This is a genomic window from Pseudarthrobacter cremeus (assembly GCF_051857465.1).
Lineage (GTDB): Bacteria > Actinomycetota > Actinomycetes > Actinomycetales > Micrococcaceae > Arthrobacter.
Genome location: NZ_JBPZHC010000002.1, coordinates 512867 through 529885 on the forward strand (window position 1 = coordinate 512867; position 17019 = coordinate 529885).

At 67.8% G+C, this 17019-nt stretch carries 16 protein-coding genes; 10 read left to right on the forward strand and 6 right to left on the reverse strand.

From position 1 onward, the window contains the following. Positions 1–56 precede the first annotated feature (56 nt). On the reverse strand, positions 57–1772 hold the full coding sequence (locus tag ACS5PJ_RS06125) for a bifunctional 3'-5' exonuclease/DNA polymerase (protein WP_439434014.1): 1716 nt from the start codon (positions 1770–1772) through the stop codon (positions 57–59). 105 nt (positions 1773–1877) lie between these two features. On the opposite strand from ACS5PJ_RS06125, the gene ssd reads away from it, so the two are divergent. The 7 genes from ssd to ACS5PJ_RS06160 all read left to right on the forward strand — a co-directional run bounded on the left by ssd (position 1878) and on the right by ACS5PJ_RS06160 (position 7410). Beyond that, entirely contained in the window at positions 1878–3077 is a 1200-nt protein-coding gene (ssd, locus tag ACS5PJ_RS06130; RefSeq protein ID WP_439434015.1) for a septum site-determining protein Ssd, read from the forward strand. A 125-nt stretch (positions 3078–3202) separates the two neighbouring features. Then, positions 3203–4384, forward strand: a complete 1182-nt coding sequence (locus tag ACS5PJ_RS06135) for a TadA family conjugal transfer-associated ATPase (protein ID WP_439434127.1) — start codon at positions 3203–3205, stop codon at positions 4382–4384. Then, the gene (locus ACS5PJ_RS06140; protein ID WP_439434016.1) at positions 4381–5313 is read left to right on the forward strand and encodes a hypothetical protein; all 933 of its coding nucleotides are present in this window, start codon (positions 4381–4383) and stop codon (positions 5311–5313) included. The genes ACS5PJ_RS06135 and ACS5PJ_RS06140 overlap by 4 nt, the downstream gene beginning before the upstream one ends. Further along, a complete protein-coding gene (locus ACS5PJ_RS06145; protein WP_439434017.1) occupies positions 5310–5975 on the forward strand; it encodes a type II secretion system F family protein in 666 nt (221 codons plus the stop codon). The genes ACS5PJ_RS06140 and ACS5PJ_RS06145 overlap by 4 nt, the downstream gene beginning before the upstream one ends. 396 nt (positions 5976–6371) lie before the next feature. After that, on the forward strand, positions 6372–6575 hold the full coding sequence (locus tag ACS5PJ_RS06150; protein ID WP_439434018.1) for a DUF4244 domain-containing protein: 204 nt from the start codon (positions 6372–6374) through the stop codon (positions 6573–6575). A 113-nt stretch (positions 6576–6688) separates the two neighbouring features. Beyond that, entirely contained in the window at positions 6689–7054 is a 366-nt protein-coding gene (locus ACS5PJ_RS06155; RefSeq protein ID WP_439434019.1) for a TadE family type IV pilus minor pilin, read from the forward strand. Then, a complete protein-coding gene (locus ACS5PJ_RS06160) occupies positions 7051–7410 on the forward strand; it encodes an Rv3654c family TadE-like protein (RefSeq protein ID WP_439434020.1) in 360 nt (119 codons plus the stop codon). The genes ACS5PJ_RS06155 and ACS5PJ_RS06160 overlap by 4 nt, the downstream gene beginning before the upstream one ends. Here ACS5PJ_RS06160 and ACS5PJ_RS06165 read toward each other — a convergent pair. Both ACS5PJ_RS06165 and ACS5PJ_RS06170 read right to left on the reverse strand, forming a co-directional pair. Next, positions 7383–9851 (reverse strand): DEAD/DEAH box helicase, encoded by a 2469-nt coding sequence (locus tag ACS5PJ_RS06165; protein ID WP_439434021.1) that lies wholly within the window; start codon positions 9849–9851, stop codon positions 7383–7385. The two genes, ACS5PJ_RS06160 and ACS5PJ_RS06165, sit on opposite strands and share 28 nt — an antisense overlap. A 116-nt stretch (positions 9852–9967) precedes the next feature. Next, positions 9968–10660, reverse strand: coding sequence for a GNAT family N-acetyltransferase (locus ACS5PJ_RS06170; protein ID WP_439434022.1), 693 nt, complete (start codon positions 10658–10660; stop codon positions 9968–9970). A 162-nt stretch (positions 10661–10822) separates the two neighbouring features. Between ACS5PJ_RS06170 and trhO the strand changes: the two genes are divergently transcribed. Then, positions 10823–11716 carry an oxygen-dependent tRNA uridine(34) hydroxylase TrhO gene (trhO, locus tag ACS5PJ_RS06175; protein WP_439434023.1) on the forward strand — a complete coding sequence of 298 codons (894 nt, stop codon included), beginning with the start codon at positions 10823–10825 and terminating at the stop codon, positions 11714–11716. A gap of 48 nt (positions 11717–11764) precedes the next feature. On the opposite strand, the gene ACS5PJ_RS06180 is transcribed toward trhO, so the two are convergent. The 3 genes from ACS5PJ_RS06180 to srmL form a co-directional block, all read right to left on the reverse strand. Continuing rightward, positions 11765–12361 (reverse strand): hypothetical protein, encoded by a 597-nt coding sequence (locus ACS5PJ_RS06180; RefSeq protein ID WP_439434024.1) that lies wholly within the window; start codon positions 12359–12361, stop codon positions 11765–11767. 72 nt (positions 12362–12433) lie between these two features. Then, a complete protein-coding gene (locus ACS5PJ_RS06185) occupies positions 12434–12871 on the reverse strand; it encodes a DUF6023 family protein (RefSeq protein ID WP_439434025.1) in 438 nt (145 codons plus the stop codon). Positions 12872–12919: 48 nt separating this feature from the next. Then, the gene (srmL, locus tag ACS5PJ_RS06190; protein ID WP_439434026.1) at positions 12920–14077 is read right to left on the reverse strand and encodes a PheS-related mystery ligase SrmL; all 1158 of its coding nucleotides are present in this window, start codon (positions 14075–14077) and stop codon (positions 12920–12922) included. 289 nt (positions 14078–14366) lie between these two features. Between srmL and ACS5PJ_RS06195 the strand changes: the two genes are divergently transcribed. Both ACS5PJ_RS06195 and ACS5PJ_RS06200 read left to right on the forward strand, forming a co-directional pair. Further along, on the forward strand, positions 14367–15155 hold the full coding sequence (locus ACS5PJ_RS06195; protein WP_439434027.1) for a MerR family transcriptional regulator: 789 nt from the start codon (positions 14367–14369) through the stop codon (positions 15153–15155). 38 nt (positions 15156–15193) lie between these two features. Beyond that, complete coding sequence (locus ACS5PJ_RS06200; protein WP_439434028.1) at positions 15194–16927, forward strand: DUF7059 domain-containing protein; 1734 nt, start codon at positions 15194–15196, stop codon at positions 16925–16927. The last annotated feature ends 92 nt before the right edge of the window (positions 16928–17019 follow it).

The window sequence follows — 17019 nt, forward strand, 5'->3', positions numbered from 1 at the left end:
CGCAAAGCCCGGCCAGCTACTCCCGGGTAGGTTACTTCGCACTAACTGAGTCCCCGTTATTTTGCGTTGTCGTAGGAGTCCACCACCGCGACGCTGACCGGGAACTCGACAGGGATGGGGCCGAACAGAAGTTCCTTGGCCGCGCTTGCGGCCTCTTCGATGGCCCGGATGCAGGCCGCAACCCCGGCCTCCGGTGCGTGCACCATCACCTCGTCGTGGAGGAAGAAGACCAGTTCCGCTTGAACGGAACCCTCGGCACGCAGGGCGCGAAGCCGCCGTCGTAAGTCAGCCAGCCAGCACGCCGCCCAGTCAGCGGCTGAGCCCTGCACCACGAAGTTGCGGGTGAAACGGCCCCGCGAGCGGGCGATCGATTCCGCGCGGCGCTGCTCTTCCGCCGACGCCGACTGCTGGCTCCGGAACCAGTTTTCCGACGGCGGCGGGCTGCTGCGTCCCAGCCGGGTGGTCACGGTGCCGCCGGCCTCGCCGTCGCGCGCGGCCTGCTCCACAAAACCGACGGCACGCGGGTAGGTCTTGGCCAGCTGGGGCATGAGGCGGCCCGATTCTCCGGTGGTGGCACCGTAGATGGCGCCCAGCAGGGCCACTTTTGCCTTGGCGCGGTCGCCGCCGAAACCCTGGGCAGCGATGCCCGCGTAAAGGTCCTTGTCGCGGGCCGCTTCGGCCATCTTTGAGTCCTGCGCCAGCGCCACCAGGACGCGGGGTTCCAGTTGGGAGGCGTCCGCCACGATGAGCTTGTGACCGGGGGCTGCGTGCACGGCGCCGCGGATCTGCCGCGGGATCTGCAGGGCGCCGCCGCCCCGGGAAGCCCACCGCCCGGACACCACGCCGCCCACCACGTACTCCGGCTGGAAGCGGCCGTTGGCCACCCACGCGTCCAGCCACGCCCAGCCGTTGGCGGTGTGCAGGCGGGACAGTTTCTTGTAGGCCAGGAGCGGTTCAATGGCGGGGTGGCTGGACTCCTTCAGCTCCCACTGCCGCGTGGTCTTGACCTCGATGCCGTTGCGGTGCAGGGCACGCATCAGTTCCTGCGGCGAGTCAGGGTTCAACCCGGGGGCATTGAGCAGGCTCTTAAGCTCGGTGTTCAGCGCCTCCAGCTTTGCCGGGCGGTGCCCGGACGGCGGCCGGGGCCCGAGGTGTTCGGCCAGGATCTGCTCATGCAGGTCCTCCCGCCAGGGGACGCCGGTGTGCTGCATCTCCGCGGCGATCATCGCGCCCGCGGATTCGGCGGCGAGCAGCAGCTGGAGCCGCTTCCGTTTGTTTTCTTCCGCGTCTACCGAGGCGACGGCCATCTGTTGCGCGGCATATTCGCTGCGCAGATCGGCCAGGCTGAGGCGCGGCGCAGACCCCCGGGCGGGGGCGTCAAAGAGCGCACCCTGGTCTGCCGGCGGGGGCGGCGGCTGGAGGGAACGGGGCGGCTGCTGGGGATCGTCCAGCGTGACCTTTTCGGCAGTCATGGCGTACTCGGTGTGGGCAGTGAACTGCGAATAGGCCAGGATATTGCTGCTCAGGCTCAGGTCGTAGCAACGTTCCAGCTCTACTCCTGCCGCCAGCAGGGCGGGGTACCACTCCTGGGTCCGGTGCCAGATCCACCGTGGCGACGCCTCGCGCGGCCGGTTTTCCAGCTGACGCACGACGCCGGCCAGCTCGCCGGCGCTGATCAGCCGCGGTTCGGGGCGGTCCGGGTGCGGAGCGCCGGCTTGCGTGAGCTGCTGGAGGGCTGCGCCGTTGGTGTGGGCAGCGAGCAGCAGATACATACGTCCAATTCTGCCCTGTGGCCGGGCCTGCATCGTGCGGCGGGTTGTCCACATAGGGCAGCCACCCCCTGTTTCTCCCGCTTTGTCCCGGTGGAGAGTTGCTCCATGAGCAGGCACCAGCAATCGCCATCCCCTTCCGAGCGGCCACTTTCCGGGCTGGCGCGTCCACACGGTCTGGCCCACCCACCTGACCGGGCGGCCGTCTTTCCCTCCGGGCAGTCTTCCGGCGCCTGGCTGCCGGAGCAGCACGGGGCCGCAGAGGTGCTGCTGGTGACCGGCTACGCCTTTCTCCAGGGCGAAGTTGAACAGATCGTCGCCGCCGCCGGGGGCCAGTTGCGCGTGGTCGAGGATGTTGCCGACGCCGCAAAGTACTGGGACTCCGCCGCAGCCGTGCTGGTGGGGAGCGATATCCGCGAACTGCCGCCGCGCCGCCGGGCACCGGCCGTGCTGGTGGGACTGAACGGCGAAGGGGACAGCCTCTGGCACCTTGCCGCTGCCCTTGGTGCCGAGCGCGTGGCCGTTCTTCCTGACGCAGCGGCCTGGCTGGCAGAGTACCTCAGCAGATCGCGTTCCCCTGAAGCCGGCGGGCTGGTGCTGGGGATAACAGGGGGCTGCGGCGGAGCGGGCGCCACCACCGCCGCCATCTGGATCGCCCAGGCAGCGGCAGGGCTGGGCGTCCGCGTCCTGCTCGTCGATGGGGATCCGTGGGGTGGCGGCGTGGAGCTGGCGCTGGCCGCTGAGGAGACACCGGGGCTGCGCTGGCCGGACCTTGCGGACGCGAGCGGCAGCATCGACCCCGGCCAGCTCTCCGATTCCCTCCCGGTCGCGGGAGGTTTTTCGTTCCTTTCCTGGCCGGGCAGCCGCGAACGTCCGGCGCCCGTAGACGCCGCCACCACCGGCGGCGTGCTTGACGCTGCACGGCGGGGGTACGAGCTGGTGGTGGTGGACATCGGCCGCGGGGCGGAGCCAGTCCACACTTTCGCGTGGGACTGCGACCGCATCCTGGTTGTCGTCCCGGCGCAGCTCAAAGCTGCAGTGGCCACGGCACGGCTGCTGCAGGAACTTCCGCCGATTGAGGCGGCCCTCCTGGTCAGGGGAAAGGCCGGCGCAGCACTGGACAGCGGGCTGATCGCCGATGCCGTCGGGCTGACGGTCCAGGGACGGGTACCGGAACTGCGCGGGGTTGTTGCCGCGGCGGAGAACGGGCGGCTCCTTGAACTGGGGAAACGGCGCAGTGTCAGGCATTTTGCTGCTGCGGTGCTGGATCTGTTCGACGAGGAGATACCTGTTGGGGACCTGCCGTGAGTGCGCGGCAACCTGTCCCGGCACCATCCCCCGGCCATCTTTCAGGTCAGCGCCGCCGCCAGGCCCGGGTCCTGGATCCCCGCGTCCTGGACTCTGCCCTGCTGGAGACGGTCCGGGAATCAGTCATGGCGGACGCCGGGCCCGTCACCGCCTCCCGCGTGGCGGCGGCAGTCCAGGCCACAGGACGGCTGCTGGGGACAGCTGGCTCCCTCGCCGCCGTCGAACGGATCAGCGCGGAACTGAACGGCCTCGGCCCGCTCCAGGAACTGACACGGGACGTCCAGGTCACCGATATCTTCGTCAACGCCCCCGACTCGGTCTGGATCGACCGGGGGAGGGGCATCGAACCTGCCGGGATTTCGTTTTCCGGTGAGGCGCAGGTGCGGGCTTTGGCATCACGTCTCGTGGCAGCCGGCGGCCGGCGGTTGGATGACGGGTCCCCTTGCGTTGATGTCAGGCTTGAAGGAGGTTACCGGGTCCACGCCGTGCTGCCGCCCATTTCAACCGCGGGGACCCTGTTGAGTGTCCGGATCCGACGTGAGCAGGTGTTCTCCATGGACGAGCTCCGTGCGGCCGGCATGTTCGGCAGGGTCCTGCAGGACGTCCTGGAACGCGTTGTCGTGCATCGGCTGAGCTTCCTCATCAGCGGAGCCACCGGCTCGGGCAAAACCACGTTGCTGTCCACCCTGCTGGGGCTGTGTTCCCCGGCCGAACGGCTCGTCCTCATAGAAGATGCTTCTGAACTGAACCCCGTCCATCCGCACATTGTGTCCCTGGAGTCCCGCCACGGGAACCTGGAAGGCGGCGGCGAAGTGGATCTGGGCGAGCTCGTCCGGCAAGCGCTTCGCATGCGGCCGGACAGGCTGGTGGTGGGTGAATGCCGTGGAGCCGAGGTCCGCGAACTTCTGACCGCCATGAATACAGGCCACACCGGCGGCGGCGGGACAATCCACGCGAACGCGGCCACCTCCGTCCCGGCACGGCTGACTGCCCTGGGTGCCTTGGCTGGCCTGGGTTCAGACGCCGTCCGGCTGCAGGCGGCCAGCGCCCTTGATCTCGTGGTCCATGTGGAACGGTCCCGTGCGGGGCGGCGCGTCGCCTGCCTGGGCCTGGTGCAGGACGGTCCCGGCGGGCTTTCCGTGGTGCCGGCCCTGGAAAGCCGACCAGGCGGGCTCACCGCCGGGCCCGGCTGGGAGACGCTGTGCACGCGGCTCGGGATGTCCCCCGATTTGGACGTTGCTGGTTTGGACGTTTCTGGCAGGGACGTTGCTGGTGTGGACGCCGCCGGGCGGGACGGTGTGGTGTGAGCGTCCTGCTGGCCGCCCTTCTCGTGCTCGCGGCAGTCCTGCTCTTCAGGCCACCAGGGGGAGCGACGGGCCGGTTCCGGAGGGCAGTGGGCAGTACTGGACCGGGCCACACCGCCATGCCCCGTTTCGGGCAGGCAACTTCAGGCAGGGGTGCCGGCACCCCGGGCGGCGTCAGTTTTGGCCGGGCTGGCAGGGGCTCCCGTTCAGTGCGCCGCACCGGTCCAGAGCAGGCCGGACTCTCGTTGACCCTGTTGGTTCAGCAGCTGGCCGCCCTGCTGCAGGGCGGCCGTACTCCGGGGCGGCTTTGGGACGAACTATGGCTGGTCCACGGGGGCCGGCCTGAGGCCGGCTCCGGCGCATCTGAGCCGTTGACGGGGGGACGCGTCACCGGGGCGGTCACATCCTCCGGCCGGTCAGGAGCAGCTGGCCGGTCAGGAGCAGAGCATCCCGGCGCTGGCCTGAGCCCGGGTTCACTGGTGATTCTCGGTGCGGTCAGGGCGGCCGCGTTCCGGGGTGCGCCGGTGTCCGCGGCGATCAGGAGTTCTGTCCGGGCGGCTTTCCCGCGTCACGGCGGCAGGGAACCGCGCATTTGGTGCGAGCTGGCCGCATGCTTTGACATTGCCGAAGCCAGTGGCTGTCCCCTGGCTGATGTGCTGGCTCGGTTTGCTGCCCAACTCGAGGTGGAGGACGACGCCGAGGCTGCGCGGCAGACAGCCCTTGCGGGGCCAAAGGCGACCGTCGGTCTCCTGACCTGGCTTCCGCTGATGGGTCTGGGCCTCGGAATGGCGCTGGGGGTGGATCCGCTGGCCATCCTGGTGGGGACACCGCTGGGCATCGCGGCATTAGGCGCCGGGGCGGCACTGACAGTTTCCGGACGCATCTGGTCTGCCCGTCTGGTCCGGACCGCCGCCGGGGCGGGGCCGGCGTGACGGGGGCAGCGGTGCCCGGGCTGGCCCTCATCGTGGTTCTGGCTGCCGCCGCATGGTTGGCCTTTTCAGCACCGGGCCGGGTGCGGCTGCGGTTGCTCCGAGTGCGCGGCCAGCCTGGCCGCGGACGCGGGCCGGACGGGAATCCTGGCCCCGCCCGTGACAGTCGGGGCGGTGACGGCAGCAGACGGAAGACAGCCGAACCTGCAGCCCTCGGCGGCCAACATTTCGGGTTGCATGACCCCGCCATGATGCTCGAACTCGTGGCCGCAATGCTGGACGCAGGTTCAGGGATCGGCCGCTCCCTTGAACTCGTGGCCGCCTCGGCCTCCCCGGACTACAGCAAGGCGCTGCGGCCGGTGGTTTCGGCGCTCGCGATCGGAGCCGACTGGGAGACGGCCTGGCGAAGTTCCGAGGTGAGGTTTCCTGAAATCCTGGAGTTGCGGGACGCGTTGGGGTTTGCCGCGCTGACAGGTGCCCCGTCCTCGGCGATCCTCTATGCCCAGGCCGCCAGGCTCCGCAGGGAAAGGTTCCGTGCTGCTGAAAAGCGGGCGGCCTCTCTCGGGGTGAAGCTCGTCATTCCACTGGGCCTTTGCTCGCTGCCGGCCTTCATCTGCCTGGGTGTGGTCCCGGTTCTCCTGGCACTGGTGCCTTCCGGAACGTAACTGATTGCGGTGCACCCTCTCAGCGGGGACCGGTTTCCGGTGTGCCAGGTGATGACTCCCCCAACACAATGCGTCTGTCTTTTCCTCCACATCCAGCCGGAGTGTTGGTTTTCCACTTACGGAACATCCGCCCTTACCGGCGGCGGCTGGGCCGGGAAGAGTCGGATCAGCCGGCAACTCCGCCGGAACACAGAGGGGAACACCATGACCATCGTCAACCGGATTTGCACCTGCCACACCCAGACGCAGCACACCATCGCAGGAATGAGGGCAGGATTATCGGGCCCGGGAGCATCACCCGCGGATCCAACCAGCACCCGATCAACCAGCACCCGATCAACCAGCACCGAACCCGGTGAGATGGCGCAGGCGGCAGACGGAGAAGGCAGCAACGTCGTGAAGATCAGCGCAATTGCGGACAGGGCGGAAAAGCGCAGCCGTTGGCTCCCGGCGTCTGAGGCCGGTATGGCCACTGCAGAGTATGCCATCGCAACGCTGGCCGCCGTGGGCTTCGCAGGCCTGCTGGTCTTCATCCTCCGCAGCGACGAAGTACGCGGGTTCCTGCTGACACTGATCCGCACGGCGCTGGCCCTGCCATGAGCCGGGCGCCGGCAGCGCCGCCTGCGGATTGTCGCCGTGAGTCCGGGACGGCCTCGGGTGCGGTTGCCCGCTCCAGCCAAGGCAGCCGCGGGCCCGGAAATGCCCGTGGCGCCGTGACGGCCGAGTTCGCGGTGGCGCTGCCGGCGGTCCTCCTGCTTTTGGCAATGCTGCTGGCCGGAGCTGCCGGCGGCGTCACCCAGCTCAGGCTCGAGGAGGCGGCACGGGCCGGCGCCAGGGCCCTGGCCCGGGGTGAGGACCCGGCAGCAGTGGCGGGCATCGCCAGGGCCCTGGCCGGGGCGTCGGCTACTGCGTCCGTTACGGCCGACGGCGAGTGGCTCAGCGTCACTGTTGCTGACAGGGTGGGCGGACCGCTGGGGGCAACCGTCCCCTGGACGCTGACGGCCAAGGCCACCGCGCGCAGCGAAAAGCCGGCGGCGGCCCCGTATCAGGCCCCGTCGTTGATGGAGGCAGGGACGTGAACAGCAGGTTCGAGGACCACCCGGAGCGCGGCTCTGGAACCGTTCTGGCTTCCGGACTGGCGCTGGTTGTCATCATGGCCATGGTCCTGACGCTGCTTCTGGCACAGTCCGCCGTAATGGCCAGCCGGGCAGCGGCAGCGGCGGACCTCGCCGCGCTTGCCGCAGCCGATGCCCTGCGGGGGCTCACGTCCGGGGAGCCCTGCGCGATCGCGGCTGCGGTGGCAGCACGCCACGATGCTGCGGTCGTCAGCTGCAGCGAAGGAGCAGGCCAGACCGTCGAGGTGCGGACTGAGCTGATTGCCCGGACCATGCTCGGTGCCGCCAGCGGTCAGGCCCGGGCCGGACCGCCGCCCTGAGTGAGTTCGGTGGAGCGGAGGAGTTCTGTGCCCTGCAAGGGTTCGCTGCCCTGGTTGGATCCTGCACGGTGGAAGGGGTTCGTGCCGGGGGGAGTCAGTTGGCTCGCATCCTTGAGGAGGACGTTGATGAGCGTGATGGCCGCGGCCTTGTCCAGTGGATTGTTCTTGTTTCCGCATTTGGGGGACTGGACGCAGGAGGGGCAGCCGGCTTCGCACTCGCAGGCCTTGATGGCGTCCCTCGTTGCGGTCAGCCACACTTTGGCCTTATCGAATCCGCGTTCGGCGAATCCGGCACCGCCGGGGTGCCCGTCATAGACGAAGATGGTGGGCACCCCGGTGTCGGCGTGGATGGCAGTGGACACTCCGCCGATGTCCCATCGATCGCTGGAAGCCACCAGCGGCAGCAGGCCGATCGCTGCGTGCTCTGCCGCATGGAGTGCGCCGGGGAACTCTGCCTCGATGAGTCCGGCGCCGGTCAGCGAACGGTTTTCCACCACAAACCAGACAGCCTTGGTGAAAAGGTCGCGGGCGCCCAGTTCCAGCGGCTCCTCTCCCAGGATTTCGTTCGAAATCAGGGCTTTGCGCTGAAAGGAGACCACCTGTGTTGTCACTTTTACATCACCGAAGTGCACGGCAACGTCGCCCCATTGCGCTGTCCGCTGCGTTTCGAGGACCTCGATCTGGGTCACGTCCCGTGCCGTGGTGTAGTAGTCGGGATTGGCCCGCCGCACCACCACACAGTGGTCATCCTCGTTCAGGTCCTCCACCACGTAGCTGTCACCCTGATGGATGTAGACCGCCCCGGTGTGTGCCTGGTAGTGCGTCTGGGGCGAGTCCATGGTCCCGAGAAGTGAACCGGTATCCGCGTCCACGATACTCACCGGTCCGCCGCCGTCCGCCCTCAGGTTCACCATCGCGGCAGCGCTCTGGGAGTGCGTCCAGAACCAGCCCGCCGGCCGGCGCCGCAGATAGCCCTGTTCCACAAGCTGCCCCAGCAGCTTCTCGGCCGTACCGCCGAACAGGCCCAGCTCCGCCGGACCCAACGGCAGTTCCGCGGCGGCGGCGCAGAGATGCGGACCCAGTACGTACGGATTGGACGGATCAAATACCGTCGCCTCCACCGAGACGTCGAAGATGGCCTCAGGGTGGTTCACCAGGTAGGTGTCCAGCGGATCATCGCTGGCCACAAAGGCAGCGATGGCGTCCTGTCCTGCGCGCCCCGCCCTGCCGATCTGCTGAAACAGCGACGCCCTGGTGCCCGGCCAACCGGCGACCAGGACGGCGTCCAGTCCGGAAATGTCGATGCCCAGCTCCAGGGCAGAGGTGCTCGAGACCCCCAGCAGTTCGCCGGACCTCAGTGATTTCTCAAGCGCCCGCCGCTCTTCCGGGAGGTAGCCGGAGCGGTAGGCGGCCACACGTTGCGGAAGGCTCGGATCCACCTCGTCCAGGAGGCGCTTGGTGATGGACGAGATGGTCTCCGCACCGCGCCTGGATTTGATGAAGGCGATGGTCCGGATTCGGGACGAGACCAGGTTCGCCAGCAGATCGGCCGTTTCCGCGACGGCGGTGCGGCGTTGTGGCGCCCCGTTCTCGCCCTTTAAGTCCATGAGTGCCGGCTCCCAGAAGGCCACGGTAGTGGAGCCGTGCGGTGAGGTGTCCTCGGCGACCGCCCGGACAGGAGCGCCGATGAGCCGTCCGAAGGAGGTGGCGGGTTCCGAAGCAGTGGCAGACGCCGCGATGAAGACCGGCCCGGGATGGGAGGTCCCGGCACCGTAGTAGGCGCAGATCCGGCGCAGCCTGCGCATCAGGTTGGCTACATGGGAGCCGAAGACTCCGCGGTAGCTGTGGGCTTCATCCACGATCACGTACCGCAGCCGCCTGAAGAAGCCGGCCCACCATGCGTGGTTGGGAAGAATGCCGAAGTGGAGCATATCCGGGTTCGCAAGGATGAAATTGGCGTGGTCCCGGATCCAGCGGCGTGACGCGGGATCGGTGTCGCCGTCGTACGTCTCCGCCCGGACGGTGGGCAGCTTCAGGGACCGGATGGCTGCGAGCTGGTCCGCGGCGAGGGCCTTCGTTGGGGAAAGATAAAGGGTGACGGCACCGTCGTCGTGGATCTTTCCAGGTTCCGCCAGGACACGGAGTTCGGAGCGGTGGATCGCGTCAATGGCCGGCAGCTGGTAGGCGAGGGATTTGCCCGAGGCGGTGCCGGTGGCAATCACCACATGCTCGCCGCCGTGGGCGAGGTTGGCGGCCTGGATCTGGTGCCGGTAGGGCACATGAATGCCCAGCGAGCCGTACGCGGACACCAGATCCGGGTGGGCCCAGTCCGGCCAGGGCTCGTGGACGGCCTTGCGGGCAGGGATGGTGCGGACATGACGCAGCTGCTCCGGGTCCGGGCCGCGGCCCAGCAACGGAATCAGGGAGTCATGGGGGTTCACCCCAACATTCTTTCACCCGCGGAAAAATCGGACAGCCGAATCAGCCAGCGGGGTCGGCCAGCCGAATCAGCCAGCGGATCGGCAAGCAAGGCCAGCCAGGAGGGTCCGCCAGGGAATCAACCCACGGAGAGGTCGGTGCCCTCATGGGAGGTGGACAGCATCAGGACCCGGCAGACCGTGGACCAGCCGAGATGGGAATACAGTTTCTGGCCGTCAAGGGAGGCGAGCAGCAGCCCGTTCTCCACATCCGGACCGATGGCCTGGGCCGCCAGCGCCTTCATGATGAAGCTGCCCAGGCCGCGGCGCTGGAACTGGGGCTCGGTGACAATCTTGTCGAACACGGCCGTCCCGTCCACCACAAAGACCCTTCCGCTGGCTGCCACGGTGTCGCCAGAGCGGACCACGGCGTGGTGGACGCCGTCTAGTTCTGAGGTAACCAGTTGAAGCTCATCGTCTGAGAGCCAGGGATCTTCGGTGTCCTGCGTTTCCATATCCACGATCATCATGGCCTGCGAAGCGGACGTGACGTTCAGGGCGTGCTTTTCGGCCAGTTGCGTGTACCGGAGGACGTCGTCGGTCAGGATGGTCAGCACCCGTGTGGGGGCTTCAGCGGTCTTCGCGGCCAGTGCCGCGAACTCGGCGTCGGAGGGGTCGTGGGCGAAGTATTCCCAGTCCCCGGTGGTGTCGGCCCGCAGTGCTGCGGGGAAGCGGCCTTCAACTGAGGTCTGGTAGCCGCGGCAACCCGCCCAACCGGCTACCCAGACTTCAAGAAGGTTCGTGATGTTTCCAACCAAGGCGTCGGGACTCATGAGATGAGGGTATTCCAGCCTTGTCACAAGTAACAGGGGTTCCTTATCCGGATCTGGGTTGCTTATGCAATTGTGATGAGCGCTCCGCCCGGGCCAGCGGCTCCGCCCGGGCCAGTTACCGCGAAAGGTTCCGTTGCCGGCAAAGCCAGTACCCTTAAATACGTGGCTTTGAACCGAATTGTGCTTTTTTACGGCTTTACCCCCATCGCTGACCCGGACGCGGTGCGGCTCTGGCAGCGTGCCCTCTGCGAAAAACTTGGGCTGACCGGGCGCATCCTGATCTCCAAGGACGGCATCAACGCCACGGTGGGCGGCGAGATAGGTGCGGTCAAGCAGTACGTCAAAACCACCCGCGAATATAAAGGCTTCCACGCCATCGACGTGAAGTGGTCCGATGGCGGCGCCGAGGACTTCCCCCGGCTGAGCGTCAAGGTCCGGGACGAGATCGTCTCCTTCGGCGCTCCAGGCGAACTTAAAGTCGACGGGAACGGCGTGGTGGGCGGCGGCACCCACCTCAAGCCCGAAGAGCTCCATGAACTCGTGGACGCCCGGAAACAGGCGGGCGAGGAGGTGGTGTTTTTTGACGGCCGGAACGCTTTTGAAGCCCAGATCGGCAGGTTCAAGGACGCGATCGTCCCGGATGTGGCGACAACCCACGATTTCATCAAGGAACTCGACTCCGGCAAGTACGACTCCCTCAAGGACAAGCCGGTGGTCACCTACTGCACCGGCGGAATCCGCTGCGAGGTGCTCTCCAGCCTGATGGTCAACCGCGGCTTCACACAGGTTTACCAGCTCGACGGCGGCATCGTCCGCTATGGCGAGACGTTCAAGGACCACGGCCTCTGGGAGGGCTCGCTCTACGTCTTCGACAAGCGCATGCACCTTGAATTCAGCGAGGACGCCAAGACCATCGGCGAGTGTGTCCGCTGCGCCGCACCCACCAGCAAGTTCGAGAACTGCTCAAACCCCAGCTGCCGGACACTGACGCTGTACTGCGCCGGGTGCGCGGCCAGCCCGGAGACACTGCGCTGCCCCGAAGGCTGCGCCGCCTAACGGGTCCTGCCATCTACGGATCCAGATGAGAAGGGCGCCCGGCGGCGCTCAGCCATGAATGATCCGGTAGGCGAAGTTGGCGGCGGACTGTGCTTCCACCCGGAAGGTCAGGGCGGACTCATCCGACAGATAGATCACGTTTTCGCGCCTTGATCCACAGCGCAGGCTGAGGTTCACCAGCGTGGCGTCATCATTGCGGACGGTGAAGTTCACCCGCCGCTGACTCCGGCAGACCAACGCCAGGACATAGGTGCCCTCGGGCAAGACAGCCGTTGCCCCGCTGTGGACTTCCAGTGCCTGCAGCAGACCGTAGCCCCGGTGCACCACCTCGAGACCTGCTCCCATCTGGGACTGCTCCAGCCAGTCGTCCAGGCGGGCCTCGTCCACAGGATCGTCCCGCCACCAATCCGAGTTTGGTTCCGCACGGGTGGCCGAGGGCGCCGCGGTGACGTCCTGGGCCGGCCGCCAACCGTCGTCGTACGTGTATTCACAGCCGGTCAGCGCAAGGCCGGCCACCAGCGCAGCGGTTGTCCACAGTACGACGGCGGCCCTCACCCGGGTGCGAAGGGGCAGCTTCCGGGGCGGGCGGTGGCCCGGAAGAAGTACTGCATGTGGGCGTGGAAACGGCCCCTGCAGTGCGGCCATCTTCCGACTGTAGGCCGGTTCGGGGCCTCAGACCAGACCCGCAGGCCCCCTGCTCAAAGGCAGGGGTCCTGGCTATTCTGCCGCCACCAGCCGGTAGGCGTAAATCAGGGGTGCGTCCAGGCTGGAGGTGCTGAACTCCAGCGCTGCAGCCTGCTTGAGGGGCAGCTTCACGGACTCTTTCGTGCCGTTGCAGGCAGCGCCGAGGTCGGCCAGTTCCTTCCCTGCTGACCGTACTGCGAGGAACGCCTTGCCGCCTCCCTCGCAGACCAGGGTCAGGGTGTAGGAGCCTGCAGGCACGTTCGCGGTCCGCTCCACGGCCTTGGCGTTCAGGATCTTGCCGGCGTCCTCGGCCACGATGCCGCTGGCTGAGGGCAACGCGGTTGCTTTCCAGGACGGCACATCCGCGTTCTCGACGGAAACCTGCGCGCTGCACGCGGAAACGGCGAGCAGGACGGCGGCGGCAGCCACCCCGGAGAGGGCGCGCGGGAGGGAAAGCGGATGGAAAGCCATGCCTCCAACCTACCCGCCAGCCGGCCCCGGGTTCAGCCGGCCCGGGGTTCAGCCAGCGATGAGCTCCAGCACCTCCCCGCGGTGCAGCGCCACGTATACCCTGTCCCGGAGTGCGTTGGCCTCGCTGGCGGTCAGCGTCCGGTCCAGCGGCTGCAGCACCAGCCGCAGCAGCACGTTTGCCTGCCCGGGCCGCAGCCGCAAGCGTTCGACGGCGGACGGCGGCAGGTCCGCCGCGGGCGTCACGGCGTTGACCTCCAGGGCCGCCAGGACGTCCGCATCTGCCCCCAGGGCGGTGCGGGCCAGGTCACCGAGGAGTTCGACGTCGGCATCGGTTTCGGAGTCCAGCACGAGGGAAAGGTCGCGCCGGATTTCCGGCATCGCGGAGACGGGACGGTACGGCGCCAGGTCCAGCATCTGGGACTGTACGTCCGGATGCCGGGACCGGAGGAGGCGGATGTCGGTGATGCCCTTGCGCAGCATCAGCGCACGGTCCAGGCCCATGCCCAGGGCCAGGCCGGCCCAGCGTCGTGGATCCAGGCCGGACCCGCGCAGGACCGTGGCGGCCACCAGTCCGCACTCGGCCAGTTCCAGCCACTCGCGGCGTCCATCCGGCTGCGCCACCAGGACGTCCAGCTGCCTGCCGGCGGCTGTATAGCTGTGCCGGGCAGGAGTTGAGCGCCACTGCACCTCCGGATGCCCGGACGAGGGGAGGACCGCCTCCACGACGGCAGCCATCATCGCATCAAGATCCGGCGGGCCCAGCAGTCCGCGGGCCTTCAGCCGCCACAAATCCACCTGGTGCGGCGCACCCACGTGGGTGCGGTCGATCGCATCGCGGCGGTACACCAGCCCCGGCAGCACGTGCAGTTCGTCGTAGGGCCGCAGTTCGCCGCGCAGGGAATCCAGCAGCGCCGGAATCCCTGCGGACGTGTGGCTGCGGAGCATCACGGTGGGGCTCACATGGCGTGAGTAGCGCGAATCCCGGGTGACGTCGTCGGGCGAATATCCCAGCCGGTCGTAGTTGTCAGCGGTGGCCACCAGCGGATTGAGCCGGTGCGTCCGGGACGGTACTCCCCAGAGCCGCTCCAGGGAAACCACCACATCGGCCAGGAGCAGCTGCATGGCATGCGGGCCGGCGTCGGGATCGGACAGGTCCCTCAGGGAAAGGCCGGCGTTGAGTTGGGGGAGGGAAAGGTAAGTCTTCATGTCAGGGGTCCTTTGGTGCATCAGGTGCGGGAGGGGGAAATCACCCTCAACCGCTGAGCCGGACGGACCCCGGCAGCTCCAGTCAGGCGCGCGATGGGAAGCCCGTGCGGCCGGTAAGCGGCCGAGGGCTGATAAATCGCTGCTGACGTTGCATGGGTCCATAGTACGCCGGGCCGCCGGGTCCGTTTGTGGAATCCACGGACACAGACTCTTGACGTTGACGCTACGTCAAGATCTATCGTCAAGGTATCGGCCCGGAACAAAGGCCGCGGCGCGGAAGGAGGAACGCGTGGACTGGTCCATCCAGGAGATAGCCCGGATCGCCGGCACCACCAGCAGGACGCTGCGGCACTATGACGACATCGGCCTGCTCAAGCCCAGCCGCACCGGGCACAACGGCTACCGGTACTACAACCAGGCGACGCTGGTGCAGCTCCAACGCATCCTCCTCCTGCGCGGACTCGGGCTGGGCCTGCCGGTGATCAGCCAGGTGCTCGACGACGAAACGGACGCCGCCAGGGCACTCACCGGCCACCTGGAGTGGCTCAAGCAGGAACAGGACAGGCTGGCGCGGCAGATCGCGTCGGTCACCCAAACCATCGAAGCAGTGAAAGGAGGTGGCGAAATCATGGCGGAAGACATGTTCAACGGTTTCGACCACACGCAGTACAAGGACGAAGTGGAGGAACGCTGGGGAAAGGATGCCTACGCCCGCGGCGACTCGTGGTGGCGCGGCATGGGTGCGGAGGAGAAGGCCGCGTGGAAGCAGCGCTCGCAGAAGCTGGGCGAGGACTGGATCGCCGCCGCCACTGGGGGCATTGCCCCGGACAGTGCCGAAGCCCAATCGATCGCGAAGCGGCACGTCGAATGGCTCACCGGCATCCCGGGAACCCCGGCGGCGGACGCGGCGGGTGCCTCCGGTGCCGCTTCAGGCGGCACGTCCCACGTCAAGGAGTACGTCACCGGCCTCGGCGAAATGTACGTAGCGGATCCCCGCTTCGCCAGTAATTACGGCGGCGCCGAAGGAGCTGCCTTTGTCCGGGATGCGCTGAAGGCCTACGCGGAGGAGAACCTGTAGCAGCCAAGGGCAGGGGCAGCCGCCAATAGACTTGACCGGTGACTGACTCCACGCTTTTTTCGGCCGGCAACACCCCCGATGCTCCCCGGAGCGACCTCCCGGATCTGCTTGCCGCACTCGCAGCGGACCTGCGGAAGGTGGACTACACGCTCGACGGCGTGGCAGGGCTCCTGGGGGAGTCCGCCTACCGCGCGCTGAACCGGGACCAGCTCATCCCGGCGCTGCTGGCGACCGAAAAGGCTCTCGACGGGGAGCAATCCGGGCGATCGCCCGCCGCCGGCGAAGGAGAGCCTGCCGGCGGTGACGCGGCTGCTGCGGCGCTCGCCGCCGTCGTACGCCTCTGGCTCCTGGCTGAACCGCAGGCCCGGGCAACGCTCGACGCCGCCCTGCCTGGGATCGGTGCCGACGGTCTGGCGGAGCTGGGGCTGGTGGAGCCCGTTCCCGGCGTTGTGGGGGGCGGCTCTGGGGGGTCCGGTTTGCTGCAGGCCAAGGCGGATCTGCGGCCGTACGGCTGGGATGCGAATGAGGACGGCAGCGGAGGCGCCGAACTGTGGGTGGCGAGCGACCTCGCCGCCCACCAGCAGGCCGGTGTGCTGCGGCACGACCACGTGCTGGGCATCGGGCAGGCGTCCACCACGCTCGTTCAGACCACCGTCCGCCGGCATGTGGCCAAGGCGCTTGACCTCGGCACGGGCTGCGGCATCCAGTCCTTCCATCTCCTGCACCACGCGGAGCACGTCACGGCCACGGACATTTCCGCGCGGTCGCTGGCCTTCACCCGGTTCAACCTGGTGCTGAATGCCGAGGCACTGCATCTTGACCCGGCGCGGCTGGAGGACCGGGTGAGCCTGCGGCTGGGATCGCTGCTGGAGCCTGTAGCCGGCGAGGAGTTTGAGCTGGTGGTGTCCAACCCGCCGTTCGTTATCACGCCGCGGACCCTGGGCGAAGAGGCGTCCGGGCAGTTCACCTACCGGGACGGCGGCCTGCCCGGCGATGAGATCGTGTCCTCGCTGGTCAGGAACCTGCCGTCGGTGCTGGCCCCCGGCGGAACAGCCCAGCTGTTGGGCAACTGGGAGATCCTGGCGGGTACGGAGTGGCAGGAACGGCTGCAAAGCTGGGCTGGTCCGGACACGGATGCCTGGTTCATCCAGCGCGAGCAGGTGGGGCCGGAGCAGTATGCCGAAACGTGGCTGCAGGACGCCTCGGAATCCCGGGACCGCCAGCACTATAAGGATGCCTACGCTGCCTATCTGGCGGATTTCGCGTCCCGGAACGTGGCCGGTATTGGTTTCGGGATGGTCTGGCTGCGCCGTCCGTCCGTTTCCGGCCCTGACGCTGCCCTCGTCCGCCGCTTCGAGGAAATCACGTACCCCATCGAGCAGCCCATCGGGCCGCACCTGGGCGCCGCCGTCGGGCGTTCCGATTGGCTCGCTGCCAACAGCCTGGCGGACGCGCACCTGCTTGTGGCCGACGACGTCACCGAGGAACGCCATCAGCGCCCCGGTGCCGAGCACCCCGGCGTGATCCTGCTGCGCCAGGGCGCCGGCCTGCGCCGCACCAATTTGCTCAGCACGGAGCTGGCCGGTTTTGTCTCCGCGTGCGACGGCGATCTGTCCGTCGGGCAGATTATCGGAGCCCTGGAAGCGCTGCTGGGCGGGAGCCTGGCAGGGGAAGAAGGGTTCGACGGCGAGGCGTTCCGGAGCGGTCTGCTCACCGAAGTTGCCAACCTGGTCCGCGATGGTTTCCTGCTGCCGGCGGAGCTTTCGGAGTAACCGGATTGGGGCCGCGGGAAGGCCGTAGTCGGAGCGCCGGGACGGTCCAAATGACCCGGACGTTTTCCACATGAATGCGCACTATTGACCAA